This is a genomic window from Streptomyces sp. NPDC026515 (assembly GCF_055567595.1).
This window is the reverse complement of the sequence record NZ_JBVHQD010000004.1, coordinates 87,386-112,219: the sequence shown is the minus strand read 5'-3', so window position 1 is coordinate 112,219 and position 24,834 is coordinate 87,386. Positions and strand designations below refer to the sequence as shown.

The following is a 24,834-nucleotide window of genomic DNA, read 5'->3' as shown; positions in this document are numbered from 1 at the left end:
CCTCGGCACAGAGGACCGCAATATTCTGGTAGAAGCCCGCAAATAACGGATGGTGCGCCTCCCCCGAGTGTGAGGGCGCTCAGGAGATCCGGCTCTCAGGCCTGTCTCGGCGGCACCGGTACGCACCGCCAGGCGAGGGCCGCGGCGGCCATGCTGGTGCGCAGCCCGGTGCCGTAGCCGGTGGCCGTGGCGAGCAGGCTGCCGCCGAGCTCGACGCCGGTGGCGCTGCCGATCTGGCGGGCGGTGTTGAACAGGGCGGAGGCGGCACCCGAGTACGCCGGAGGCGCGGCGCCCATCACGGTGGCGGTCGAACCGGTGAGGGCGAAGGAGGTGCCGAATCCCGCGGCCTTCATCGGGGCGATCAGCAGCGGGTAGCCGGGGTCGGCTCGCGCCGCGGCCCAGCCGGCCGGCCCCAGGGCGGCCAGGAGCATGCCGGAGACCACCAGAGGGGACATTGCGACAACCCTGGGAGCACTTCGGACGCGGCCCGCCGCGGCGGGTGACGTCAGCGCGCGAACTTCTCCCTGGCAGCCGGGGTGACGGGGGTGAAGAAGTTGACGAGGTTCCCGTCGGGATCGCGGAACAGCAGCGAACGGTTGCCCCAGGGCATGGTGGTCGGCTCGCTGACGAAGTCGGCGACGAAGGCGGTGAGGTCGCGGTGGACGCGGTCCACGTCGTCGACGAGGAACTCGGTGATCACGCTGTGGTTGTCCGCCGGGCGGGCGGAGCCGGGGGCGAACAGCGGGACCGTGCGGGTGCCGGCGATCGCGAGGGTCGCGCCCGCGGTCGTGAGTTCGGCGAAGTCCTCGGTGGCCCACGTGGCCCGCACCCCCGTGGCCCGCTCGTAGAACTCGACGAGGCGCGCGACGTCGCCGGTGATGATGCGGATCGAGACGAAGTCCATGGGACATCTCCTTGGCTGTGTTCCAGAAGGGCACTGCGCAGGCTAGGAGAGATAGCGGACAGAATCGGTCCGGTATTCGCGTTAGGTTGGGACCATGTCTCGCCCCACCGGCCGCGTGCTGACCCTCCTGGAGCTGCTGCAGTCGGGCGGCACCCGCACCGTGGCCGAACTCGCCGACCGGCTCGGCGTCGAAGGACGCACCGTGCGGCGGTACGTCGGCCAGCTGACCGACCTGGACGTGCCGGTGGAATCGGTGCGCGGCCGCTACGGCGGGTACCGGCTCGCCCCCGGGTACCGCCTGCCGCCGCTCATGCTCAGCGACGACGAGGCGCTGGCCGTACTGCTCGGCCTGCTCCTCCGCCGCCGAGCGGGGTTGGCGACGGCGGAGCGCACGGCGAACGAGACGGCGTCGGCGAAGATCCGGCGGGTGCTGCCCAGGCACCTCGCCCGTCGGCTCGACGACCTCCTGGAGGCAGTCGCGTTCACGGAGCGGCCCGGCGACTTCGACACCCCGGACGCCGCCGTCCTGCTCACCCTCGCCGACGCGGTGCGCCACCGCCGGCCGGTCGCGCTGCGCTACACCGCCCGCGACGGACGGCGGGGCGACCGCACGCTGCACGCGTACGGGATCGTCGCCCACTCGGGCCGGTGGTACGTCACGGGCCACGACCCGGGGATCGGCGAGGACCGGACCTTCCGGCTGGACCGCATCGCGGACGCGAGGATCCTGCCCGGTTCCTTCGAGGCGCCCACGGGCCCCGGTCCGGCACAGCGCCTGCTGTCCGGGTTCGCCACGGCCGGCTACCGGCACGAGGTGACCCTGCGGATCCACGGAACCGTCGAGCAGATCCGCGCCCGCCTCCCCGCCGGCGTCGCGGTCCTTCGGGAGGACGAGCCGGCGGCGGACCAGGACCGGGCGGCCGAGCGCTGGCGGCGTGTCGAGGTGCGGGCGGAGCGGCTCGACTGGCTGCCTCCGGCACTCGCCTCCCTCGACCGGCCGTTCGTGGTCGAGAGCCCGGACGAACTCCGCCGCCTGATCGCCGAGTTCGCCGACCGCCTCGCGTCCTACGCCCGCCAGGCCTGACGACGGCCGACGAGTCCGAGCAGCCGCTCCAGGCCGGAGGAGCCCACGGCGATCTCGACCACCGGGGCGAACGCGGTCCTCGGCCGGTCGTCGGACGGCGCACCGGCCGGGATCAGCGCCGCGACCTTGAGTGAGTGCTGGACCAGGTCGGCGTCCGGATCGTAGGCGACACCGATGGCCTGGGCGACGTCCCAGCCGTGGACCACGCAGTCGAGCACGTGCATACCGAGCGCGACCCGGCCGGGGAAGAACCCGAACTCCCTGATCTGGAGCGGTCGGTCCAGGACGTCCTCGGTGAACGCGCTCGTCATGGCGGCGGCCGAGTCGAGGAACGCCTGGTGCGGATCCTCGCCCAGGGTGCCCTGGTCCCAGGCCCGCGGGTCACCGGTGACGCCGCCCGCGGCGGCCGCGAAGCCGAGGTTCTCGCTCACCTGGTGACGGAGCAGGCCGTGCAGCGTCCAGTCGGCACACGGCGTCGGAAGACGGAGTTGATCCGGGCCGATCCGCGCGGTCACCGCTGCCATGGTGGCGAGGGCGTGGCGGTCCAGTTCTCTGATGTCCACGGCCGCGCGGCTAACCGCGCCCCTCGTTCGTGGGCCACCGGTTTTCGGAGGCGGGCGGGTCGAGCACGGCGGCGACCGCTTCGATCTCGACGAGCTGGTCGTCGTAGCCGAGCACGGTGACGCCGAACAGGGTGCTGGGGACATCATGATCGCCGAACCCGTCCCGGACCACCTTCCAGGCGGCCACCAGATCGGGCTGGCTGCTCGACGCGACGAGCACGCGGGTGCTGATGACGTCCTCGACCGATGCGCCGGCCTCGCTCAGCGCGGTCCGCATGTTCTCGAAGGCCTTCGCCGCCTGCCCCGCGTAGTCCCCGACCGCCGCCGTGGACCCGTCCTCGTTCAGCGGGCACGCCCCGGCGAGGAAGACCAGCCGTGCCGCGGCGGGTGCGGTGGCCGCGTACGCGTACTCGGCGACGTCGGACAAGGAGCTGGAACGAATCAGGGTGACGGCCCGGACCACGGCGATTCCCTTCGGTGCGGGTGAGATCCGGTCATGCTCCCAGGCACCGGCCCGGCACGTCGCGTCAATTTCCGGGGTGGGTGCCGAGCACGGTGCGGGCGATCCCGAGGGCACACGAAGGCGCCGAAACCACGGACACCCGCCCTGGCCGAAGGCCGTCAGCGGGTTGCGATCCCCTGCCTCGCCCCTTGGACACAGAACGGAATCGCCTCGTGGCGACTTCGCCGGGGGAGTTGATCGCTGCCGATACGCTCGTACTCGCGCAGGGGCGGCTCAAGCTCCAAGATCCGCCGGGTGCCCTCGCTGTCTCCCCATGAGAACCGGCATCCGGCGGGCGCAAATTTCCGGGCCTCCGCAATCCAGCGAGATCACCCGGCGCAGTCAAGCCAGTGGGCGGGCGGAGGCCGGTGCACGCCTGCGTCACCCGGCTTACGGGGCGCTTCTCGGGGGCCGCAGGGCAGCGGCGCCGGCCCGCATCATCACGGACACCGTTGACCCTGCCCATCGCACGAGGTCACGCGGCAAGCCGGAGTCGAGCTCGATGGTCACCCGCACGTACCGGGTGTGCAGCTGAGTGACTGTGACGGGACGCGGTACGACGGCGTCCGGTCCGCGCTGCAATGCGGCTCGGTAGGTGTCCTTCCGCTGATTCATGCCTTGTCCTGTCGCTTGATGAGTTCGTCTGCGAGGTCCATGTAGGCCGAGGCTTTGACCTCCACTGGACTTCCGAATGACTGGGCGTACAAGTCGAGCCGCGGAATGTGCGTGGACAACACGTCGAATCCCCGCTCGGTGAGGGCTTCGCGGGCGTCGGCATCGGGACCGGTACGCGTGGCGTCGGCACGATTCGTTCGGTTCAGCAGAACGGCAGCGCGGGCCGGCTCGACGCGCAGGGACTGTACGTCGCCCATCTCACCACCGATGGGCGCCATGCGATCCAGTTCGATGGGAGCTGGAGTCACCGGCACGATCCATTCGCTTGCGTACCTCATGATGCTGCGGGCGATGTGCGCGTGGTCCTCCAGTTGCGGAGCGTCGAACACGACGGCCTGCCGGTCGCCCAGGAAGTCGTTCACGCGCCGGTGCACATCGCCCACCGGAAGAGCGACCACAGGAAACGGAAAGCCACCTGCCAACTCGCTCCAGCGCAGCGCGGAGGAGGCGGGGTCGCTGTCGACCAGTAGCGGTGGGAAGCCCGACTCGTGAAGTGCGTGGGCCAACCAGACCGCGCTGGTCGTCTTTCCCACTCCGGGCTTCAGGTTCACAAAGGCGTAGCTCAGCGGCACGTGAGTCAACGTATGGTCGCGAGCGGCTGCCCGGCCGCCGACTTGGGGCACACAGTGCCATCGTTCACCCTGCGGCGCCGGTGAATCATTCGTATGGGCCAGTACGGAAGTCGCAAGGACCGAAAGATGCGGGTGCGGCCGCGAGTTCAAGGAACAGGAACAGTCCCTCCACCCCGGACCGAACCACCCCCGGACCGTCTACCTCCGGGAGGACGTGGTCTGCCGGGCTCTGGACCGGTGGATCGCGAAAGCCTTCGCCCCCGACCGGCTCGGCGCCACCCTCGCCGCCCTCGCCGCCCTCGCCCAAGCCAGCACGGCACCGAACGCGGCCGAGACGCTCACCCCGCAGCAGACTCAGGCCCGCAAAGTGGTCGAGGAGTGCGAGTCGGCGCCGACCAGATCCGGGAGATCACTGAGAGATTCGGAGACATCGCACAACGCGTGCAGACCGTCGACGCAGAGAAGAAGAGCCCGCTCTACGAAGCCCTCGGGATCACGATCAGTTACGAAAACGCAGGCAGGGCCGCGACCGTCAGGTCGAGGCCCTCATCCGCGTATCGCTATGGCGAGTGTCCGAGGGGGGACTTGAACCCCCACGCCCGATAAAGGGCACTAGCACCTCAAGCTAGCGCGTCTGCCATTCCGCCACCCGGACTAGGTGTCTGTCACCTGACCGAGGGTGTTCCCCGCGGCGACACGGACAACAATACCAAGCTTTCGGAGCGCCCTTCACCTGCGTTTCCGTCGCCATATCCGCAGGTCGGCACGGGCTCACCGTGCGTGGTCGCCCCGCTACCCGCTCGCGGGCGCCCGCCGTGCGGGGAATCCGCGCGGGCCGCGGCACCGTGCCGTGCCGCGGCCTGCGGGTCGCGTCACGGCATCAGCTGGTACTCCGGGAAGTTCCCCGGCAGCCGCTCCCCCGTCGGACCCTTCGTGACCGCCCGCACCAGCAGCTCCCCGCCGACGAAGGCCCCCCGCCAGGAGGCGCCGAAGCCGCCGAACAGTTCGTCCCGGTCACCGCGCGAGCGCGGCTTGCCGTGGCCGACCTTGAAGGCGCGGATCTGCGGGGCCAGCCGCGCGAAGGTGGCCTCGTCGTCGGTGGAGAGCGTGGCGACCAGCGCGCCGTTGGACGCGTTCATGGCGGCCAGCAGTTCGGCCTCCGTGTCGGCCAGGACGATCGTGTCGACCGGGCCGAACGGCTCCGCGTGGTGCAGCGGGGAGGACCGGGGCGGGTTCAGGAGGGTGACCGGGTGGACGTACGACGACGTGTCCTGGCCGGGCAGGAAGCGCGCGTCGGCCGGGCGGCCGCGGTGCAGGGGTACGGCGCCGCGGTCGACGGCCTCGGCCACCTGGTCGGTCAGGTCCTTGGCCTTGGTCGCGTTGATCACCGGCCCGAAGTCCAGCTCGGGCAACGGGTCGGCGGGGTCGGACACGGCCAGCGGATGGCCGATCCGCAGGCGCCGGACGGCCGGAAGGTAGGCGGTCAGGAACTCGTCGAACAGCTCGCGCTGGACGACGAACCGCGGGTAGGCGGTGCAGCGCTGCTTGCCGTAGTCGAAGAGCCCGGGAACGACGGCGGTGAACGCCTCCCAGTCGGTGAAGTTCCAGATGCCCCAGGTGTTGAGCCCCTCCTGTTCCAGGACGTGCCGCTTGCCGAGGTCGGCGACGGCGGTGGCGACCTCGGCCCCGGTGTCCCGGCCGCCGACGAAGGAGACGCAGCCGATCTCCGGCGCCCGCACCAGCACCTCGGACAGCTCGCCCCCGCTGCCGCTCACCAGCGTGACCGGCAGGCCCTCCCGGGCGGCCAGTGCGCAGGCCAGGGTGAGGCAGGCGACACCGCCGTCGGTCGGGGTCTTCGCCACCACCGCGTTGCCCGCCAGGGCCTGGACCAGTACCGCGTGGACGAGCACGCTCATCGGGTAGTTCCAGCTGGCGATGTTGGACACCGGCCCGTCCAGCGGGGCACGCCCGGCGAGCATCGGCTCGATGCCGTCGACGTACCAGCGCACCCCGTCGATCGCCCGGTCCACGTCCGCCTGGGCCAGCCGCCAGGGCTTGCCGATCTCCCAGACCAGGAGCAGGGCGAGCAGTTCGCGGTGTTCGGTCAGGGCGTCCAGGGTGGCGGCCACCCTGGCCCGGCGCTCCGCCAGCGGGACATGCCGCCAGGCGCGGTGCTGGTCGAGGCAGGCGCGGACGGCCCGCTGGGCGGTGCCGCGGTCCAGCCGCGGGGCACCGGCGATGGGGCTGCCGTCGACGGGACTGGTCGCCGGCAGCGGCCGGCCGTCGGGCTGCCAGGTGCCGGCGTGCAGGTTGAGGACACGGTCGTCCCGGAAGGCCTCGGGGGCGAGGGCGACACAGCGTGCCCAGGCATCGTTCCACCCGGTGCCGGGCTTGCGGACCAGGACCATGGTCAGCCCCTCGCTTCCAGAAGGTCCATGACCAGCCGGGCGGTCTCGGTCGGTGTGCTCCCCACCCGCACCCCGGCCGCCTCCAGCGCCTCCTGCTTGGCCCGCGCGGTGCCGGCCGAACCGGAGACGATCGCGCCGGCGTGGCCCATGGTCCGGCCCTCGGGTGCGGTGAACCCGGCGATGTAGCCGACGACCGGCTTGGTGACGTGCTCCCGGATGTAGGCGGCGGCCCGCTCCTCCGCGTCACCGCCGATCTCGCCTATGAGAACGACGAGTTCGGTGTCGGGATCCTCCTGGAAGGCGGCCAGGCAGTCGATGTGGCTGGTGCCGACGACCGGGTCGCCGCCGATGCCCACGCAGGTGGAGAAGCCGATGTCCCGCAGCTCGTACATGAGTTGGTAGGTGAGGGTGCCCGACTTGGAGACGAGTCCGATCCGGCCGGCCTTGGTGATGTCGGCGGGGATGATGCCCGCGCCGGACTGACCGGGAGTGATCAGGCCGGGGCAGTTGGGCCCGATGATCCGGGTGCCCCTGGCGCGGGCGTACGAGGTGAAGGCGACGGAGTCGTGGACCGGGATGCCCTCCGTGATCACCACCGCGAGGCCGATGCCGGCGTCGACGGCCTCCAGGACCGCCGCCCTGGCGAACGCGGGCGGCACGAAGACGACCGTGACATCGGCGCCGGTGGCGGCCATGGCCTCGGCGACCGTCCCGAAGACCGGGACGGAGCGTTCGTCGAAGTCGACGCTCTGCCCGGCCTTGCGCGGGTTGACCCCGCCGACGACGTCCGTCCCGGCGGCGAGCATCCGCCGGGTGTGCTTCATGCCCTCGCCGCCGGTCATGCCCTGGACGAGGACCTTGCTCTCCTTGGTGAGGTAGATCGCCATGTCGTCCCGTCTCCTCAGGCTGTGGTGGCGAGCCGCGCCGCGCGGCGGGCGGCGCCGTCCATGGTGGTGGCCTGTTCGACCAGGGGGTGTGCGCGGCCGTCGAGGATCGCCCGGCCGCGTGCCGCGTTGTTGCCGTCGAGGCGGACCACCAGCGGTCTGGTCAGCCGTACGGTCTCCAGGGCCTGCACGATTCCGTCGGCGACCGTGTCGCATGCCGTGATGCCTCCGAAGACGTTGACGAAGACCGACTTCACGGCGGGATCGGAGAGGATCACCGAGAGTCCGTCGGCCATGATCTGGGCGGAGGCTCCGCCGCCGATGTCGAGGAAGTTGGCGGGCCTGGCGCCACAGCCCGCCACCACGTCCAGGGTGGACATCACCAGGCCGGCGCCGTTGCCGATGATGCCGACCTCGCCGTCCAGCTTGACGTAGTTGAGGCCGCGCGCGGCGGCCGTGGCCTCCAGCGGGTCGTGGTGCTCGGCCTGGTCCGCGCCCCAACGGGATTGCCGGAACGCGGCGTTGTCGTCGAGGGTGACCTTGCCGTCGAGCGCCAGGATCCGGCCCTCTGTGGTGCGCACGAGCGGGTTCACCTCGACGAGCAGGGCGTCCTCCCGCACCAGTACCTGCCAGAGGCGTACCAGGACGTCGACGCTCTGGGGCGGCAGGCCCGCGGCCCGGGCGATCTCCTGGGCCTTGGCCGAGGTGACGCCGGCCGCGGGGTCGACCGGGATGCGGGCCACCGCCTCCGGCCGGGTGGCGGCCACCTCCTCGATCTCCATGCCGCCCTCGGCGGAGGCGATCGCCAGGAAGCCGCCGGCCGCCCGGTCGAGGACGTAGGAGACGTAGAACTCGCTCTCGATGTCCACGGGTTGGGCCAGCATCACCTTGCCGACGGTGTGTCCCTTGATGTCCGTCCCCAGGATCTGCCGGGCCGTCAGTTCGGCGGCGGCCGGGTCCGCGGCGATCTTCACTCCCCCCGCCTTGCCCCGGCCACCCGTCTTGACCTGTGCCTTCACTACGACCGGGCCGCCGAGTCGGCGGGCGATCCCGCGGGCCTCCTTGGGCGAGTCGGTGACCTCGGCCCTCGGCACCACGATGCCGTGTTCCTCGAAGAGTTCTCTTGCCTGGTGTTCGTACAGGTCCATTCCGGCTCCTGTCTGCGAAGTCATCCAGATGTCATCGCGAGGCCGAACTCCGATGACTGGAAAGTGCCGCACGCCCCCTGGACACCACCCACCGGATGCGGGATAACAAGCTTCATACAGTATTCGTCGACTGTATGCAATGTACGAAGACGGCATCCCCACCCCCTACGAAGGGACAGGACTTCGCCATGCCCGACGACACCCAGGACGCAATCTCCGGTGGTCACCTCGTTGCCAAGGCGCTGAAGGCCGAGGGGGTCGACCGCGTCTACACCCTCTGCGGCGGCCACATCATCGACATCTACGACGGCTGCGTGGACGAGGGCATAGAAGTCGTCGACGTCCGCCACGAGCAGGTGGCCGCGCACGCCGCCGACGGCTACGCACGCATCACCGGGAAGCCGGGATGCGCGGTCGTCACCGCGGGACCGGGGACGACCGACGCCGTCACCGGGGTCGCCAACGCCTTCCGCGCGGAGTCCCCGATGCTGCTGATCGGCGGCCAAGGGGCCCTCACCCAGCACAAGATGGGGTCCCTCCAGGACCTCCCGCACGTCGACATGATGGCGCCGATCACCAAGTTCGCGGCGACCGTCCCGGACACCGCCCGCGCCGCCGACATGGTCTCCATGGCGTTCCGCGAGTGCTACCACGGCGCACCCGGCCCCTCCTTCCTGGAGATACCGCGTGACGTGCTGGACGCCAAGGTACCGGCGGCGAAGGCGCGCGTGCCCCGGTCCGGCGCCTACCGGGCCTCCACCCGCTCGGCCGGCGACCCCGAGGCGATCGAGAAGCTCGCCGACCTCCTCGTGCACGCGGAGAAGCCTGCCGTCCTGCTGGGCAGCCAGGTCTGGACGACCCGGGGCACCGAGGCCGCCATCGAGCTGGTCCGCACCCTGAACGTCCCGGCGTACATGAACGGCGCCGGACGCGGCACCCTGCCGCCCGGCGACCCGCACCACTTCCAGCTCTCCCGCCGGTACGCGTTCTCCAACGCCGACGTCATCGTGATCGTCGGCACGCCCTTCGACTTCCGGATGGGCTACGGCAAGCGCCTCTCCCCCGCCGCGACCGTCGTCCAGATCGACCTCGACTACCGCACGGTCGGCAAGAACCGGGACATCGGCCTCGGGATCGTCGGCGACGCGGGGCTGGTCCTCAAGTCGGTGACCGAGGCGGCCTCGGGCCGGATCGACGGCGGTGCCGCCCGGCGCAAGGAGTGGCTCGACGAGCTGCGGGCCGCCGAACAGACCGCGCTGGAGAAGCGGTTGCCGAGCCTGAAGTCGGACGCCTCGCCCATCCACCCCTACCGCCTGGTCAGCGAGATCAACGACTTCCTCACCGAGGACTCGATCTACATCGGCGACGGCGGCGACATCGTCACCTTCTCCGGTCAGGTCGTGCAGCCGAAGTCGCCCGGGCACTGGATGGACCCCGGCCCGCTCGGCACTCTCGGCGTCGGCGTCCCCTTCGTGCTCGCCGCCAAGCAGGCCCGCCCCGACAAGGAGGTGGTCGCCCTCTTCGGCGACGGTGCCTTCTCCCTCACCGGCTGGGACTTCGAGACGCTGGTCCGCTACGACCTCCCCTTCGTCGGGATCGTCGGCAACAACTCCTCGATGAACCAGATCCGTTACGGCCAGGCCGCCAAGTACGGCAAGGAGCGCGAGCGGGTCGGCAACACCCTCGGGGACGTCCACTACGACAAGTTCGCCCAGATGCTGGGCGGTCACGGCGAGGAGGTCCGCGACCCCGCCGACATCGGCCCCGCGCTGCGCCGGGCCCGCGAGTCGGGCAAGCCGTCGCTGATCAACGTCTGGGTCGACCCGGACGCGTACGCCCCCGGAACCATGAACCAGACCATGTACAAGTGAGGTGGAACGCCCATGACCACCAGAGCACTTGAGGGCATACGCGTCCTCGACATGACCCACGTCCAGTCGGGCCCCTCCGCGACCCAGCTGCTCGCCTGGCTCGGCGCGGACGTCGTCAAACTGGAGGCGCCGACCGGGGACATCACGCGGGGGCAGCTGCGCGACCTTCCGGACGTCGACTCCCTCTACTTCACGATGCTCAACTGCAACAAGCGGAGCATCACCCTCAACACCAAGACCGAGCGCGGCAAGGAGCTCCTCACCGAGCTGATCCGCCGCTCGGACGTGATGGTGGAGAACTTCGGGCCCGGCGCGGTCGACCGTATGGGGTTCACCTGGGACCGCATCAAGGAGATCAACCCCCGGATCGTCTACGCCTCCATCAAGGGGTTCGGGGACGGCCCGTACACCAACTTCAAGGCGTACGAGGTCGTCGCTCAGGCGATGGGCGGCTCGATGGCCACCACCGGCTTCGAGGACGGGCCGCCGCTGGCCACGGGCGCCCAGATCGGTGACTCCGGCACCGGGGTGCACGCGGTGGCCGGGATACTGGCGGCGCTCTTCCAGCGCGAGCGGACCGGACGCGGCCAGCGGGTCAACGTCGCCATGCAGCACGCCGTGCTCAACCTCTGCCGGGTCAAGCTCCGCGACCAGCAGCGGCTGGCGCACGGACCGCTCGCCGAGTACCCCAACGAGGACTTCGGCACCGAGGTGCCCCGCTCCGGCAACGCCTCCGGGGGCGGTCAGCCCGGCTGGGCGGTCCAGTGCGCGCCGGGCGGCCCGAACGACTACGTGTACGTCATCGTGCAGCCCGTCGGCTGGCGGCCGATCACGGGGCTGATCGGCCGCCCGGAGCTGGCGGACGACCCGGAGTGGGCCACCCCGCAGGCCCGGCTCCCCAAGCTCAACAAGATGTTCCAGCTGATCGAGGAGTGGTCCTCGACGCTCCCCAAGTGGGAGGTGCTGGAGCGGCTCAACGCCCACAACATCCCGTGCGGGCCCATCCTGTCCACCAAGGAGATCATCGAGGACGAGTCGCTGGTCGCCAACGAGATGGTGGTCACCGTCCCGCACCCCGAGCGCGGTGAGTTCGTCACCGTCGGCAGCCCGCTCAAGCTCTCCGACTCCCCCGTGGACGTGACCGGTTCACCACTGCTGGGCGAGCACAACGCCGAGGTCTACATCGGCGAACTCGGCCTCGGTGACGAAGAGCTGCGCCTGCTCAAGTCGAACGGAGTGATCTGACGTGATGGCAGAGGACCGGGAGCCGCGGGTCCGCGAGCTCCTCGACTCCGTGCGCGCGGAGGGCCGCAACGCGCTCACCGCACCCGAGGGCAAGGTGATCGCCGACGCGTACGGGATCGCCGTACCGGGCGAGGAGCTGGCGAGGGACGTCGACGAGGCGGTGGCGTGCGCGGCGCGCTTCGCCGGGCCGGTGGTGATGAAGATCGTCTCGCCGGACATCCTGCACAAGACCGACGCGGGCGGGGTGGTGGTCGGGGTCGAGGGCGCGGCGGACGTACGGGCGGCCTTCCACCGGATCGTCGAGAACGCGCGGGCCTACGACGCCGCGGCGAAGATCGAGGGCGTCCAGGTGCAGGAGCTGGTGCCGAAGGGCACGGAGGTGATCGTCGGCGCGGTCACCGACCCCACCTTCGGGAAGGTGGTCGCCTTCGGGCTCGGCGGGGTGCTGGTCGAGGTGCTGAAGGACGTGACGTTCCGGCTGGCGCCCGTCTCCGCCGACGAGGCGCTGTCCATGCTGGACTCCGTCAAGGCGGCCGAGGTGCTGCGCGGGGTGCGCGGGCAGGCCGGCGTGGACCGGTGGGCCCTCGCCGAGCAGATCCGGCGGGTCTCCCAACTGGTCGCGGACTTCCCGGAGATAGCCGAGGTGGACCTCAACCCGGTGATCGCCACCCCGCAGGGCGCGGTCGCCGCCGACATCCGGGTCATCCTCGCCGAGAAGCAGCCGCCGCCGCGCCGGAGGTACGGACGCGAGGAGATCCTCACCTCCATGCGCCGGCTGATGCAGCCCCGCTCGGTCGCCGTGATCGGCGCTTCCAACGAGCCCGGCAAGATCGGCAACTCGGTGATGCGCAACCTCGTCGACGGCGGCTTCGCCGGGGAGATCCATCCGGTGAACCCCAGGGCCGATGACATTCTGGGCCGCAAGGCGTACAAGAGTGTCACGGACGTTCCCGGTGAGGTGGACGTGGCAGTCTTCGCCATTCCGGCCAGGTTCGTGGCGGCGGCGCTGGAGGAGGTGGGCCGGAAGAGGATCCCCAACGCCGTCCTGATCCCCTCCGGTTTCGCGGAGACCGGCGAGCACGCGCTCCAGGAGGAGATCGCCGCGATCGGCGAGCGCCACGGCGTCCGCCTCCTCGGGCCGAACATCTACGGCTACTACTCCACCTGGCAGGACCTGTGCGCGACGTTCTGCACGCCGTACGACGTGAAGGGCGGGGTGGCGCTGACGTCCCAGTCGGGCGGCATCGGGATGGCGATCCTCGGCTTCGCCCGGACCACCAGGACGGGTGTGTCGGCGATCGTCGGCCTCGGCAACAAGTCGGACCTGGACGAGGACGACCTGCTGACCTGGTTCGGCGAGGACCCGCACACCGACTGCATCGCGATGCACCTGGAGGACCTCAAGGACGGCCGCGCCTTCGTCGAGGCGGCGCGGGCCACCGTACCGAAGAAGCCGGTCGTGGTCCTCAAGGCGGGCCGTACGGCGGCCGGTGCCAGGGCGGCCGGTTCGCACACCGGGGCCCTCGCGGGGGACGACGCGGTGTACGACGACATCCTCCGGCAGGCCGGGGTGATCCGCGCGCCGGGCCTGAACGACATGCTGGAGTACGCGCGGGGCCTGCCGGTGCTGCCGGCCCCGCAGGGCGACAACGTCGTGATCATCACCGGCGCGGGCGGCAGCGGTGTGCTCCTGTCCGACGCCGTCACCGACAACGGCCTGTCCCTGATGGAGATACCGCCGGACCTGGACGAGGCGTTCCGCCGCTTCATCCCGCCCTTCGGAGCCGCGGGCAACCCGGTGGACATCACGGGCGGCGAGCCGCCGTCGACGTACGAGGCGACGATCCGGCTCGGCCTCGAGGACCCGCGCATCCACGCCCTGGTCCTCGGCTACTGGCACACCATCGTCACCCCGCCGATGGTGTTCGCCGAGCTCACCGCGCGGGTGGTCGCGGAGTTCCGGGAGCGGGGCATCGAGAAGCCGGTCGTCGCCTCGCTCGCGGGGGACGTCGAGGTCGAGGAGGCCTGCCAGTACCTGTACGAGCGGGGCGTCGTGGCCTACCCGTACACGACCGAACGGCCGGTGGCCGTGCTCGGCGCCAAGTACCGCTGGGCGCGGGCGGCCGGACTGCTGGGGGGCGGGTCATGACCTAGCCGAGGAGGGGGCCGGCCGGCGGTGCGCTGCGGCCGGCCCCGGGACCCGTGCGCGCACGAAAGGCATTGGACAGGGGGCGCTGGCCAGAGCTTTCGACGCAAGGGGTGCTGAACGAACATGTCATCCATCGATCTCACGGCGTCCGTCCCCTTCAGGGAGGTGACGGACCGCAACGGCCGCACGTACCGGATCGGCGAGAGTGACGTCGATCTGATGGGCCGGACACGCAAGTGGATGGTCATCCTGCCCTGGGTGGGCATGATGGGCATCAGTTCCGCCGAGTACGCGTTCACGTCGGCGGAGGACACTCTGCACGAGGCGCATCTGTGGAGCAGCGGGCACATCTTCTGGCTGATGGGCGTCTGGGTTTTCTTCCAGGCGGCCGTGGCCTTCCCGGCCGGGCAACTGAGGGAGAGCGGACGGCTCCCCGCGCGTACCGCCATGCTGATCGGCGCGGTGGGCACGCTCCTCGGCTATGTGGCACTGGCGTTCGCGCCGAACGTGGTCGTCGCCTATCTCGGCTTCGGCATGTGCAGCGGCATCGGTGCCGGTCTCGTCTACGCGACCTGCGTGAACATGGTCGGCAAGTGGTATCCGGAGCGCAAGGGCGGCAAGACGGGCTTCGTGAACGGCGGTTTCGCCTACGGGTCGGTGCCGTTCGTGTTCCTGTTCACCTCAGTTCTGGACCTGGGCAACTACAAGGTCCTGCTCACCTCGGTCGGCGTCGGGCTCTGTCTGGTGGTGGCGTCGGCCGGCTGGTTCTTCAAGGACCCGCCGAAGAACTGGTGGCCGCCGCACGTCGATCCCCTGAAGGCAACCCAGGATCCGCGCATACGGCGGGCGTTGGAGAAGAACCCGCCCGCGGTCAAGCAGTACACCCCCAAGGAGGCGGCCCGTACGCCCGTCCTGTGGATGATGTGGTTCTGCCTGCTGTGCACGGCCGGGATCAACATCTTCGGCATCGCCTTCCAGGTGCCGTTCGGCAAGGACATGGGGTTCGCCGGCGGGATCGTGGCCACGGCCATGTCCCTGAAGGCGATCGTCAACGGCACCGGCCGCGGGGTCATCGGCTGGATCTCCGACCGCTACGGCCGCCGCAACACGCTCATCATCGTGTGCATCGTGCTCGGCAGCGCGCAGTTCGGCGTGCTGGTCTCCGGCCAGATGGGCAGCATGCCGTTCTTCCTGTTCTGCTCCATGGTCTCGGGATTCGGCGGCGGGGCGATCTTCCCGCTGTTCGCGGCCATGACGGCGGACTACTTCGGTGAGAACAACAACGCCACCAACTACGGGATGGTCTACAGCTCCAAGCTGATCTCCGGCCTGGTGGGCTCCGGTCTGGGTGCGGTCGTCGTGGGTGAGTGGGATTACCACGGCGCGTTCGTCCTGGCGGGTTCCGTGGGCCTGGCCTCCGCGGTACTGGCCCTCTTCCTCAAGGCACCGGGCAGGCCCAGCGCCCGGCGCATCGTCCCCAACCCGCATCCGCTCGGCGAGGAGATGGCGTGACATGACGGCTGACCCTGTGGCCACGAACAGCACCGGCGCCCAGCGGCGCCCGTACCGCGAGGTGACGGACGCCCGCGGCCGGGTGTACCGGATCGGGGAGACCGACCGGGACATCCTCGGCCACTCCCGCAACCTCATGGTGTACCTCCCGTGGGTGGCCATGATGGCCATCAGCGTCTTCGAGTACGCGTACGGCTCGGCGGAGGACACCCTGTCGCACGCGCACGGCTGGACGCAGTCCAACACCTTCTGGATCCTGAGCATCTGGGTGTTCTTCCAGGCCGGTATCGCCTTCCCGGCGGGCTGGCTGCGCGAGAAGGGCGTCCTGACCGCACGCCGGGCCATGTACACCGGGTCCGTGATGTGCCTGATCGGGTTCCTCGCCCTGTCGCACATCAGCGAGATCTGGCTGGCGATCATCGGCTTCGGTGTGATCGGCGGCCTCGGCTCCGGCCTGGTCTACGCGACCTGCATCAACATGGTCGGCAAGTGGTTCCCCGAACGCCGGGGCGCCCGCACGGGGTTCGTGAACGGCGGCTTCGCCTACGGCTCGCTCCCCTTCATCTTCATCTTCAACTACGCCTTCGACACGGCCAACTACCACCGGGTCCTGGACCTCATCGGCGCCTACGTGATGGTCGTGGTCCTGGTCACCGCGTTCTTCTTCAAGGACCCGCCGAAGAACTGGTGGCCGGCCGACATCGACCCGCTCTCCCAGACGGGCGACGCCAAGAGCGCCACGGCGCTCGCCAAGAACCCGCCCGCGGTGCGGCAGTTCACGCCGAAGGAGGCGATACGCACCGGCATGCTCCCGCTGATGTGGATCGCGATCGTGATGACGGCCGGTGTCTCGATCTTCGGTATCTCGTTCCAGGTGGACTTCGCCAAGGACGTCGGCTTCGGCCCGCTGGTCGCGGCCTCGTCCATGGGCGTGATGGCGGTCATCAACGGCATCGGCCGCGGTGTGGTCGGCTGGCTCTCCGACCGCCTCGGCCGCAAGCCGACCCTGGTCTTCGTGATCGTCGTCCTGGGCCTCGCCCAGTTCGGCGTGATCTGGGCCGGCGACATCAAGAGCGAGTGGCTGTTCCTGTTCTTCGCCTTCCTCTCCGGCTTCGGCGGCGGCGCCTTCTACCCGCTCTTCGCCGCCCTCACCCCGGACTACTTCGGCGAGAACTACAACGCCACCAACTACGGCCTGGTCTACAGCGGCAAGCTGATCAGCGGCCTGTTCGGCGGCGGCCTCGGCTCCATGGTGGTCGGCGCCTGGGGCTACAACGGCGCCTACGCCCTGGCCGGCGGCATCTCGATGCTGGCGGCGGCGGTGGCCCTGCTGCTCCGGCAGCCGGGCCGGGACCCGGGCACGAGGACGAAGGTGGGGGTGGTCCGGCCACAGACGGCTGGCTGACCGTCGGCGTGCCGAGTCCCGGACCCACGTCCGGGACTCAGCCGCTGCCGGGACAGGGGGCGTTCCCCCCGCCCTCCCGGACGACACCGTGCCCCGTCCGCGAACCGACCGGCCTCGGCGGCAAACCCGGAACACCTGGACCGGCCCGTCGACGAGGTCTGACGGAGAAGGCGTTCGCCGTGGGCCCGGGCACGCCGGTCACCCGGTGCCCGTCGCTCGCGGTGTGCTTCGTGCCGGGACGGTTCCGGCCGTGCGATCCCGGAGAGGCGGGATGTGGCGAGGTCCCGCCGGTCGCCCTTTCTGCCCCTGACGCGGCCGCGGGCAGCAACGCGAGCGGGAGCAGGGCCCCGCGAAATTCGTGGGCGCGGACTGCCCGACGGCCCGTAGATTCCGGGCGGGAGGCCCGCTCGCGGCGCTCCGATTCTTCCGAGGGGGACATCGATGACCGTGGAGTCCATACCGGTGAAGTCGGTGCCGAAGTCGCTGGTGTGGCAGGGGGACGAGCTGGTCTCCGTGGTCGGGGGCGGGCGGCGTTGGGGCCTCGACGGCGTGGAGCGCAGGGCGCCGTTCGCGTGGGGTTTTCCGTTCGACGCCGGGACCGCTTCCGCATCGGGGGCGTTCTCCGCCGTGTACCAGGAGCGCGGTACCAAGGCGGTTCTGCTCGAAGGCGAGCAGGCCGTACGGGAGCTGAACCGCAGCTACTACCGCGCGGCGGACTACGACTACCCCCTCGCGCTCGGCCGGCTGGGCGACGGGCGCGAGGTCGTCGTGCACTGTCCCGACGAGTACAACGTGCTCCAGATCGAGGACGCGGCGAGCGGCGAGCGGCTGACCGCCGGCGGGCGGGAGCCGGAGGACGTCTTCCACTCCAGGCTGAGCCTGAGCCCGGACGGCCGGTACTTGCTCTCGGTCGGCTGGTACTGGCATCCCTTCGGCACGGCCATGGTCTACGACACCGCGCTCGCGCTCGCCGACCCCGGCACGCTCGACGGACCGGGTGTGCCGGCGACGGAGGTGGTCACGTGCGGCGAGGTGACGGCAGGCTGCTGGCCCGACGCCGACCGGCTGGTCCTGGCGACGGGGGCGGAGGAGGGCAGCGACGAGGAGCCGGCCGGTCTGCCGCCGAACCACCTCGGGGTGTGGTCGGTGTCCGAAGGACGCTGGCTCCACCGCAGCCCGATCGCCGACGCCGAGCCGGGTGTCCTGCTGCTGCCCCGCGGCGACCAGGTGATCTCGTTCTCCGGCCACCCGCGCCTGCTCGACACGGCCACCGGGGTCGTCGTCGCGGAATGGCCCGAGGTGAGCGTGCCCCTCAAAGCCGGGTGCTTCGGGCACCGCCGCGTCCCGAGCCCGGTGGCCGCCCTCCACCCCGACGGCATCCGGCTGGCCGTCACGCAGCCGGACGGGATCGCCCTCGTCACGCTGCCGTGAGCCCGCGTCACACCGTCGTGAGCCAGACCCGGTTCAGGACGTCGCCCGCTCGTGGTACGACCGACGCGTGTGCTCGGTGTGTTCGCGCATCAGGGTGGTCGCCAGCTGTTCGTCGCGGGCCGTGATCGCCGCTATCAGCTCGCGGTGTTCGATCCAGGACTGGCGGCCGCGCTGCCGTGCCACCGGCGTGTAGTACCAGCGGACCCGGCGGTCGACCTGGGCCGCGAGTTCGGCGAGCACCGCGTTGCCGGCCAGGTCCATCACCTTGGCGTGGAACGCGGCGTTCAGGGCGACGGCCGCGTCCACGTCGTCCGCGGCGACGGCCTTCTCGCCCTCGGCGCACAGGGACTCCAGCGCGGCCACTCCCGCGCTGCCCGCGGCCGCCGCCGCCAGCCGCGCCGCCTCGGCCTCCAGCAGCGTGCGGACCGTGAGGAGCTGGTCGGCCTCGTCCTCCGTGGGTTCGTGCACGAACGCGCCCTGGGCGGGCCGCAGATCCACCCAGCCCTCGGTGTTCAGCCGCTGGAGCGCCTCGCGCACCGGCTGCCGGGAGACACCGAGGTGCCCGGCGAGTTCGCTCTCCACGAGATGCTGGCCGGGCTGGAGGGACCGGGTGGTGATGAGTTCCAGCAGCGCCTCGTACACACGGTCGCGGAGCGGTCCGGGGCGTTCGAGCTTGGGCACCGCGCCCTGCGGCAGTCCGGCTGACAACATCGGGTCCCCCTTCGGCAGACACCCGTCACGAGCGGACACTCAGTGCGTAGACTCAGTATCGATTGTCTTTCGTCTACAGTCTACGGCGCACAACCGCCAGCGGAAGCGGGAGTTGACCACGTCACACCGCGGAGCGCGCGCCTCAGGGACACCGCACGACCTGCCCCGCGTACGACAGGTTGCCGCCGAAGCCGAACAGCAGGACCGCGTCGCCGCTGGAGACGCGCCCCTGCTCGACCAGCTTGGACAGCGCGAGCGGGATGCTCGCGGCCGAGGTGTTGCCCGATTCGGTGACGTCCCTGGCGACCACCGCGTTGGCCGCGCCGATCTTCTGGGCGAGCGGCTCGATGATCCGCAGGTTGGCCTGGTGCAGGACGACGGCGGCGAGGTCGAGGGGGTCCACCCCGGCCTTCTCGCAGGCGCGCCGGGCGATGGGCGGCAGCTGGGTGGTGGCCCAGCGGTAGACGCTCTGCCCCTCCTGCGCGAACCGAGGCGGGGTGCCCTCGATGCGTACCGCGTTGCTCATCTCGGGGACGGAGCCCCACAGCACCGGGCCGATCCCGGGCTCCTCGCCCGGCCCGCAGGCCTCGACCACGGCCGCGCCCGCCCCGTCGCCGACGAGCACGCACGTCGTCCGGTCGGTCCAGTCCGTCACCTCGGACATCTTGTCGGCGCCGATGACGAGGGCACGGGTGGCGGCCCCGGCCCGTACGGTGTGGTCGGCGGTGGCGAGGGCGTGGGTGAAGCCGGCGCACACGACGTTGATGTCCATCGCGGCGGGCTGCGGGACGCCGAGCCGGGCGGCGACGCGGGCGGCCATGTTCGGAGAGCGGTCGATCGCGGTGGAGGTGGCGACCAGTACCAGGTCGATGTCACCGGGGGTGAGCCCGGCGGCGGCCAGGGCCTTGGCCGCCGCGTGCGCGGCGAGTTCGTCGACGGGTTCGTCGGGGCCCGCGATGTGCCGGGTGCGGATGCCCACCCGGCTGCGGATCCACTCGTCACTGGTGTCGACCATGCTCGCCAGGTCCTCGTTGGTGAGCACCTTGGCGGGCTGGTAGTGGCCGACGGCGGCGATGCGCGAGCCGTTCATGAGTGGTGGGTCCCCCTCGTTGCCTCGGTGTGGGCCCACCAGTCTGTTCAGTGACTCACGGGTACGACGGCATGTAAGGCCACAGGAAACGGGCGCCCGAGTTGTCGGCTTCTTGCAGACCCTCGGACGCCCGGCCGCCGTCCTGGTTCATCCGTTGAACAGCTGTGTGGCCTTCTGTACGAGTTCGTACACGCCGTAGGCGAAGGGCGCGCCGACCCAGAGCCAGGCGACGGCGATCAGCCAGCGGCGGTCGGGCTCACGCCGGCTGCTGTCGTTCGACATCGACGGCCTCCCTGGGTGCGGGGATGTGGTGGCGGGTGTTGACGGGCCGGATCAGCTCGTTGGCGACGAAGCCGACGACGAGCAGTCCGATCATGATGCCGAAGGACAGGGTGTACAGGTCGGAGCCGTGTTTGCCGGCGTCCTTCTGGTGGTCGGCGATCCAGTTGACGATCAGCGGCCCGAGCACACCGGCGAGGGACCAGGCGGTGAGCAGCCGGCCGTGGATCGCACCGACCTGATAGGTGCCGAAGAGGTCCTTCAGATAGGCGGGGACGGTAGCGAAGCCACCGCCGTAGAAGGAGAGGATCACGAGCGCGCAGAGGATGAACAGCGGCTTGGAGGAGTCTCCGAACAACGTGATGAGCAGGTACATCAGCGCGCCGACGCCGAGGTAGAGGCGGTAGATGTTCTTGCGGCCGACCAGGTCGGAGGTGGACGACCAGCCGATGCGGCCCGCCATGTTGGCGGCGGACAGCAGGGCGACGAACCCGGCCGCCGCGGACACCGTGACCGGGGTGGAGCTGTCGGCGAAGAAGTCCGTGATCATCGGGGCGGCCTTCTCCAGGATGCCGATGCCCGCGGTCACGTTCGTGCAGAGCACGACCCACAGGAACCAGAACTGCGGAGTGCGGATCGCGGTGTTCGCCGAGACCTGCGCGCCCTCGAAGGCGCTGGGCGCGTCCGCGACCGGCTTCTCGCTGCGCGGCACCCGGATCAGCAGCACGCCCAGCGTCATGAAGACGGCGTAGGACAGCCCGTGCACCAGGAAGGCGAGGGCTATGCCATCGTTGTCGCCGCCGAAGGACGAGAGCATCTGCGCGGACCACGGCGAGGCGATCAGCGCGCCGCCGCCGAAGCCCATGATGGCGATGCCGGTGGCCATGCCGGGACGGTCCGGGAACCACTTGATCAGGGTGGAGACGGGCGAGATGTAGCCGATGCCGAGGCCGATGCCGCCGACGAAGCCGTAGCCGAGGACGATCAGCCAGTACTGCTTCGTCTCGGCGCCGAGCGCGGAGATCAGGAAGCCGGTGGAGAAGCAGACCAGGGCGACCGTCATGGCCCAGCGCGGCCCGTTGCGTTCGACGAGGGTGCCGCCGAACGCGGCCGACAGCCCGAGCATCACGATCGCGAGCTGGAAGGGCAGCGCGCTCTGGGTGCCGCTGAGGTGCAGCGCGGATTCGAGCGGCGGTTTGAAGACGCTCCAGGCGTAGGCCTGGCCGATGGAGAGATGGACGGCGAGGGCGGCGGGCGGGACGAGCCAGCGGCTCCAGCCCGGCGGTGCTACAGGGGGGCTGCTCATGAGTCCCGAACGGTAGGGCCGGGCCCGGGTGGTTGAGAACCCGACGGCCGGATCGTATGCGATGAGCGGTATCCAGAATGCGCCGAACGGTCATGGCCGGAACCCTTGCCCACCTCAAGTCCATACTGTAGACAATATTTCGTCGACATCTTCCGGCCCCTACGGGCCACCTCCGCGGTATCCCTCAAACCGAACGGAGTGTTCCGTGAAAGTCGCAGTCCTCGGCGCCGGTGCGATCGGCGCCTACGTCGGTGCCGCGCTCCACCGCGCGGGTGCCGATGTGCATCTCGTCGCCCGTGGACCCCATCTGGCGGCCATGAGGCGGTACGGAGTACGGGTGCTGAGCCCGCGCGGCGACTTCACCGCGCACGCGCACGCCACCGACGACCCGGCCGAGGTCGGCCCGGCCGACTACGTCTTCCTGGGGCTGAAGGCCAACTCGTACGCGGCGTGCGGGCCGCTGATCGAGCCGCTGCTGCACGAGCGCACGGCGGTGGTCGCGGCTCAGAACGGCATCCCCTGGTGGTACTTCCACCGGCACGGCGGCCCCCACGACGGACACCGCGTCGAGAGCGTCGACCCGGGCGGCGCGGTCAGCGCCGTACTCGCCCCCGAACGCGCCGTCGGCTGCGTGGTCTACGCCGCCACCGAGCTCGAAGCCCCGGGCGTGGTACGGCACTTGGAGGGCACACGGTTCTCGGTCGGCGAGCCCGACCGCAGTGTGTCCGCACGCTGTCTGCGATTCAGCGAGGCCATGCAGATTGGCGGCCTGAAGTGCCCGGTCGAGCCGGATCTGCGCAACGACATCTGGCTCAAGCTGCTCGGCAACATCTCCTTCAACCCGATCAGCGCGCTGGCCCGCGCCACCATGCGGCAGATGTGCCTGCACGGCGGCACCCGCCGGGTCATCGAGATCATGATGCGCGAGACGCTCTCGGTCGCCGAGGCCCTCGGCTGCGAGGTCGGCGTCTCCATCGAACGCCGGCTCGCGGGTGCCGAGAAGGTCGGTGACCACCGCACCTCCACGCTCCAGGACCTGGAGCGCGGCAAGCCGCTGGAACTCGACGTGCTCCTCGCGGCCGTCGTCGAGCTGGCGGAGATCACCGGTGTGGAGGTGCCCACCCTGCGCACCGTGCACGCCATCTCGGACCTGCTCGCGCTGAGGAGCGCCGCATGAGGAAACGGCAGCAGAAGACCTACACCCGGCTCACCCACCCCCTGGTACGGGACTCCCGTGACGGGCCGTTCCGGCGGGCGAGCTGGCAGGAGGCCCTGGACCGCGCGGCCCGCGGCCTGGACCGCAACCGCGGGGCGTTCGGGATGTTCTCCTGCGCCCGCGCCACCAACGAGATGAACTACGTGGCCCAGAAGTTCGCCCGCGTGGTGATGGCCACCAACAACGTCGACTCCTGCAACCGGACGTGTCACGCCCCGAGCGTGGCCGGTCTGAGCGCGGCCTTCGGCTCCGGCGGGGGCACCTCCTCGTACGAGGAGATCGAGCACACCGACGTCATCGTGATGTGGGGCTCCAACGCCCGCTTCGCGCACCCGATCTTCTTCCAGCACGTGCTCAGGGGCATCAGGAACGGCGCCCGGATGTACGCCGTCGACCCGCGCCGCACCTCGACCGCCGAGTGGGCGGAGAGCTGGCTCGGGCTGAACGTCGGCACGGACATCCCGATGGCGCACGCGATCGGCCGCGAGATCATCCACGCCGGGCTGGCCAACGAGGCGTTCGTCGAGCGGGCGACCACCGGCTTCGAGGAGTACCGGGCGCTCGTCGAACCGTGGACGCTGTCGCTGGCGGAGAAGGTGACCGGCGTTCCGGCCGCCGCGATCCGGGACCTGGCGCACGCCTACGCCCGTGCCGAGCGCGCCCAGCTGTGCTGGACCCTCGGCATCACCGAGCACCACAACGGCACCGACAACGTCCGCGCGCTGATCAACCTCTCCCTGCTCACCGGTCAAGTGGGACGCTACGGCGCCGGGTTGCAGCCGCTGCGGGGCCAGAACAACGTGCAGGGCGGCGGCGACATGGGCGCGATCCCCAACCGGCTGCCCGGCTTCCAGGACATCCTCGACCCGGACGCCCGGCTGAAGTTCGAGTCGGCCTGGGACACGGTCATCCAGCCGCACTACGGGCTGACCCTCACCGAGATGTTCGAGGCCATGGAGGAGGGCACGCTCAAGGCGGTCTACTGCATCGGCGAGAACCCCGCGCAGTCGGAGGCCGACAGTGAGCAGGCGATCCGCCGGCTGAAGGCCCTGGACTTCCTGGTCGTGCAGGACATCTTCCTCACCAGGACCGCCGAGCTGGCGGACGTGGTGCTGCCCGCGACCGCCGGCTGGGCGGAGACCGAGGGCACCACCACCAACAGCGAACGCCGGGTGCAGCGGGTGCGCCGGGCCGTGACGCCGCCCGGCGAGGCCCGCGAGGACATCGACATCATCTGCGACCTCGCCGCCCGGCTCGGCCACGACTGGAAGTACGCCGACGCGGAGACCGTCTGGAACGAGCTGAGGTCGGTCTCCCCGGACCACTACGGGATGACCTACGACCGGCTCGTCGAGCACCAGGGCATCCAGTGGCCGTGCCCGAGCACCGAGCGCCTCGAACCGGCCTATCTGCACGGCAGGTTGTGGGAGAAGGATCCGGCACGGCGCGGGGCACCGGCCCCCTTCGGGCTGGTCCGGCACGATCCGCCGGTCGACCTCACCGACGAGGAGTACCCGGTCCGGCTCACCACCGGACGCCGGCTCGACTCCTACAACACCGGGGTGCAGAGCGGTGGTTACGCCTCCCCGCTGCGGCGCGGCGAGTACATCGAACTGTGCCCCGAGGACGCCGAACGGTACGGGGTCGCGGTCGGCGAGGAGGTCCGGGTGTCCTCGCGGCGGGGCTCGGTGGTGGCCCCGGTCTGGGTCGACACCGCGCTGCGCCCCGGCCTCGCCTTCATGACCATGCACTTTCCCGACGAGGTGGACACCAACCAGCTGACGATCGAGGCCAACTGCCCGATCGCGGGGACGGCGGAGTTCAAGGCGTCGGCGATCCGCATCGAGAAGCTCCCGGTCGCGACCATCGTGAGGTGACC

At 70.6% G+C, this 24,834-nt stretch carries 21 protein-coding genes and 1 tRNA gene; 9 read left to right on the top strand and 13 right to left on the bottom strand.

Annotation, left to right across the window (positions count from 1 at the left end; genetic code table 11):
• Nucleotides 1–95: 95 nt before the first annotated feature.
• Both ACZ4O3_RS08980 and ACZ4O3_RS08975 read right to left on the bottom strand, forming a co-directional pair.
• Entirely contained in the window at nt 96–455 is a 360-nt protein-coding gene (locus ACZ4O3_RS08980) for a hypothetical protein (RefSeq protein ID WP_467721731.1), read from the bottom strand.
• Between the two features lie 50 nt (nt 456–505).
• Nucleotides 506–904 carry a VOC family protein gene (locus ACZ4O3_RS08975; protein WP_362724177.1) on the bottom strand — a complete coding sequence of 133 codons (399 nt, stop codon included), beginning with the start codon at nt 902–904 and terminating at the stop codon, nt 506–508.
• A 94-nt stretch (nt 905–998) separates the two neighbouring features.
• On the opposite strand from ACZ4O3_RS08975, the gene ACZ4O3_RS08970 reads away from it, so the two are divergent.
• A complete protein-coding gene (locus ACZ4O3_RS08970) occupies nt 999–1,988 on the top strand; it encodes a helix-turn-helix transcriptional regulator (protein ID WP_467721730.1) in 990 nt (329 codons plus the stop codon).
• Here the strand turns inward: ACZ4O3_RS08970 and ACZ4O3_RS08965 are convergent.
• The 7 genes from ACZ4O3_RS08965 to sucC all read right to left on the bottom strand — a co-directional run bounded on the left by ACZ4O3_RS08965 (nt 1,970) and on the right by sucC (nt 8,740).
• Entirely contained in the window at nt 1,970–2,551 is a 582-nt protein-coding gene (locus ACZ4O3_RS08965) for a TIGR03086 family metal-binding protein (RefSeq protein WP_467721729.1), read from the bottom strand. The two genes, ACZ4O3_RS08970 and ACZ4O3_RS08965, sit on opposite strands and share 19 nt — an antisense overlap.
• A 10-nt stretch (nt 2,552–2,561) precedes the next feature.
• A complete protein-coding gene (locus ACZ4O3_RS08960; RefSeq protein WP_362724169.1) occupies nt 2,562–3,014 on the bottom strand; it encodes a RidA family protein in 453 nt (150 codons plus the stop codon).
• Nucleotides 3,015–3,664: 650 nt separating this feature from the next.
• Nucleotides 3,665–4,300: a ParA family protein gene (locus ACZ4O3_RS08955; RefSeq protein WP_362724166.1), complete on the bottom strand. Its 636-nt coding sequence runs from the start codon at nt 4,298–4,300 to the stop codon at nt 3,665–3,667.
• A gap of 570 nt (nt 4,301–4,870) precedes the next feature.
• Nucleotides 4,871–4,955: transfer RNA gene (locus ACZ4O3_RS08950), tRNA-Leu, on the bottom strand.
• 217 nt (nt 4,956–5,172) lie between these two features.
• A complete protein-coding gene (locus tag ACZ4O3_RS08945) occupies nt 5,173–6,708 on the bottom strand; it encodes an aldehyde dehydrogenase family protein (RefSeq protein ID WP_467721728.1) in 1,536 nt (511 codons plus the stop codon).
• A 2-nt stretch (nt 6,709–6,710) separates the two neighbouring features.
• Nucleotides 6,711–7,595, bottom strand: coding sequence for a succinate--CoA ligase subunit alpha (gene sucD / locus ACZ4O3_RS08940; protein ID WP_467721727.1), 885 nt, complete (start codon nt 7,593–7,595; stop codon nt 6,711–6,713).
• A 14-nt stretch (nt 7,596–7,609) separates the two neighbouring features.
• Entirely contained in the window at nt 7,610–8,740 is a 1,131-nt protein-coding gene (sucC, locus tag ACZ4O3_RS08935) for an ADP-forming succinate--CoA ligase subunit beta (RefSeq protein WP_362727568.1), read from the bottom strand.
• 188 nt (nt 8,741–8,928) lie between these two features.
• Between sucC and ACZ4O3_RS08930 the strand changes: the two genes are divergently transcribed.
• The 6 genes from ACZ4O3_RS08930 (at nt 8,929) to ACZ4O3_RS08905 (ending at nt 18,353) form a co-directional block, all read left to right on the top strand.
• Nucleotides 8,929–10,611 (top strand): thiamine pyrophosphate-binding protein, encoded by a 1,683-nt coding sequence (locus ACZ4O3_RS08930; protein WP_384989878.1) that lies wholly within the window; start codon nt 8,929–8,931, stop codon nt 10,609–10,611.
• A gap of 12 nt (nt 10,612–10,623) precedes the next feature.
• Nucleotides 10,624–11,856 (top strand): formyl-CoA transferase, encoded by a 1,233-nt coding sequence (gene frc / locus ACZ4O3_RS08925; protein WP_467721726.1) that lies wholly within the window; start codon nt 10,624–10,626, stop codon nt 11,854–11,856.
• Between the two features lie 4 nt (nt 11,857–11,860).
• A complete protein-coding gene (locus ACZ4O3_RS08920; RefSeq protein WP_362730561.1) occupies nt 11,861–14,005 on the top strand; it encodes an acetate--CoA ligase family protein in 2,145 nt (714 codons plus the stop codon).
• A 123-nt stretch (nt 14,006–14,128) separates the two neighbouring features.
• Nucleotides 14,129–15,517, top strand: coding sequence for an OFA family MFS transporter (locus ACZ4O3_RS08915; protein WP_362726775.1), 1,389 nt, complete (start codon nt 14,129–14,131; stop codon nt 15,515–15,517).
• A gap of 1 nt (nt 15,518) precedes the next feature.
• Entirely contained in the window at nt 15,519–16,922 is a 1,404-nt protein-coding gene (locus tag ACZ4O3_RS08910) for an OFA family MFS transporter (protein ID WP_362726778.1), read from the top strand.
• Nucleotides 16,923–17,363: 441 nt separating this feature from the next.
• A complete protein-coding gene (locus tag ACZ4O3_RS08905; RefSeq protein WP_467721725.1) occupies nt 17,364–18,353 on the top strand; it encodes a WD40 repeat domain-containing protein in 990 nt (329 codons plus the stop codon).
• 33 nt (nt 18,354–18,386) lie between these two features.
• On the opposite strand, the gene ACZ4O3_RS08900 is transcribed toward ACZ4O3_RS08905, so the two are convergent.
• The 4 genes from ACZ4O3_RS08900 to ACZ4O3_RS08885 form a co-directional block, all read right to left on the bottom strand.
• Nucleotides 18,387–19,064 (bottom strand): GntR family transcriptional regulator, encoded by a 678-nt coding sequence (locus ACZ4O3_RS08900; RefSeq protein WP_384989888.1) that lies wholly within the window; start codon nt 19,062–19,064, stop codon nt 18,387–18,389.
• Nucleotides 19,065–19,206: 142 nt separating this feature from the next.
• Nucleotides 19,207–20,154 carry a beta-ketoacyl-ACP synthase III gene (locus ACZ4O3_RS08895; protein ID WP_467721724.1) on the bottom strand — a complete coding sequence of 316 codons (948 nt, stop codon included), beginning with the start codon at nt 20,152–20,154 and terminating at the stop codon, nt 19,207–19,209.
• A 147-nt stretch (nt 20,155–20,301) separates the two neighbouring features.
• A complete protein-coding gene (locus ACZ4O3_RS08890) occupies nt 20,302–20,436 on the bottom strand; it encodes an MFS transporter small subunit (RefSeq protein ID WP_362723548.1) in 135 nt (44 codons plus the stop codon).
• A complete protein-coding gene (locus tag ACZ4O3_RS08885) occupies nt 20,411–21,739 on the bottom strand; it encodes an OFA family MFS transporter (RefSeq protein WP_362723551.1) in 1,329 nt (442 codons plus the stop codon). Before ACZ4O3_RS08885 ends, ACZ4O3_RS08890 begins: the two co-directional genes overlap by 26 nt.
• Nucleotides 21,740–21,944: 205 nt before the next feature.
• Between ACZ4O3_RS08885 and ACZ4O3_RS08880 the strand changes: the two genes are divergently transcribed.
• Both ACZ4O3_RS08880 and ACZ4O3_RS08875 read left to right on the top strand, forming a co-directional pair.
• Nucleotides 21,945–22,916, top strand: a complete 972-nt coding sequence (locus ACZ4O3_RS08880; protein ID WP_467721723.1) for a 2-dehydropantoate 2-reductase — start codon at nt 21,945–21,947, stop codon at nt 22,914–22,916.
• Nucleotides 22,913–24,832 carry a molybdopterin oxidoreductase family protein gene (locus ACZ4O3_RS08875; RefSeq protein WP_467721722.1) on the top strand — a complete coding sequence of 640 codons (1,920 nt, stop codon included), beginning with the start codon at nt 22,913–22,915 and terminating at the stop codon, nt 24,830–24,832. The genes ACZ4O3_RS08880 and ACZ4O3_RS08875 overlap by 4 nt, the downstream gene beginning before the upstream one ends.
• Nucleotides 24,833–24,834: the final 2 nt, after the last annotated feature.

Bases quoted from the DNA above. Each gene is read 5' to 3' on its own strand.
- ACZ4O3_RS08890 (WP_362723548.1), bottom strand. From the start codon at position 20,436: ATGTCGAACGACAGCAGCCGGCGTGAGCCCGACCGCCGCTGGCTGATC.
- ACZ4O3_RS08915 (WP_362726775.1), top strand. From the start codon at position 14,129: ATGTCATCCATCGATCTCACGGCGTCCGTCCCCTTCAGGGAGGTGACG.
- ACZ4O3_RS08905 (WP_467721725.1), top strand. From the start codon at position 17,364: ATGACCGTGGAGTCCATACCGGTGAAGTCGGTGCCGAAGTCGCTGGTG.
- ACZ4O3_RS08900 (WP_384989888.1), bottom strand. From the start codon at position 19,064: ATGTTGTCAGCCGGACTGCCGCAGGGCGCGGTGCCCAAGCTCGAACGC.
- frc (WP_467721726.1), top strand. From the start codon at position 10,624: ATGACCACCAGAGCACTTGAGGGCATACGCGTCCTCGACATGACCCAC.
- ACZ4O3_RS08885 (WP_362723551.1), bottom strand. From the start codon at position 21,739: ATGAGCAGCCCCCCTGTAGCACCGCCGGGCTGGAGCCGCTGGCTCGTC.
- ACZ4O3_RS08930 (WP_384989878.1), top strand. From the start codon at position 8,929: ATGCCCGACGACACCCAGGACGCAATCTCCGGTGGTCACCTCGTTGCC.
- ACZ4O3_RS08910 (WP_362726778.1), top strand. From the start codon at position 15,519: ATGACGGCTGACCCTGTGGCCACGAACAGCACCGGCGCCCAGCGGCGC.
- ACZ4O3_RS08945 (WP_467721728.1), bottom strand. From the start codon at position 6,708: ATGGTCCTGGTCCGCAAGCCCGGCACCGGGTGGAACGATGCCTGGGCA.
- sucC (WP_362727568.1), bottom strand. From the start codon at position 8,740: ATGGACCTGTACGAACACCAGGCAAGAGAACTCTTCGAGGAACACGGC.
- sucD (WP_467721727.1), bottom strand. From the start codon at position 7,595: ATGGCGATCTACCTCACCAAGGAGAGCAAGGTCCTCGTCCAGGGCATG.
- ACZ4O3_RS08980 (WP_467721731.1), bottom strand. From the start codon at position 455: ATGTCCCCTCTGGTGGTCTCCGGCATGCTCCTGGCCGCCCTGGGGCCG.
- ACZ4O3_RS08875 (WP_467721722.1), top strand. From the start codon at position 22,913: ATGAGGAAACGGCAGCAGAAGACCTACACCCGGCTCACCCACCCCCTG.
- ACZ4O3_RS08970 (WP_467721730.1), top strand. From the start codon at position 999: ATGTCTCGCCCCACCGGCCGCGTGCTGACCCTCCTGGAGCTGCTGCAG.
- ACZ4O3_RS08895 (WP_467721724.1), bottom strand. From the start codon at position 20,154: ATGAACGGCTCGCGCATCGCCGCCGTCGGCCACTACCAGCCCGCCAAG.
- ACZ4O3_RS08975 (WP_362724177.1), bottom strand. From the start codon at position 904: ATGGACTTCGTCTCGATCCGCATCATCACCGGCGACGTCGCGCGCCTC.
- ACZ4O3_RS08920 (WP_362730561.1), top strand. From the start codon at position 11,861: ATGGCAGAGGACCGGGAGCCGCGGGTCCGCGAGCTCCTCGACTCCGTG.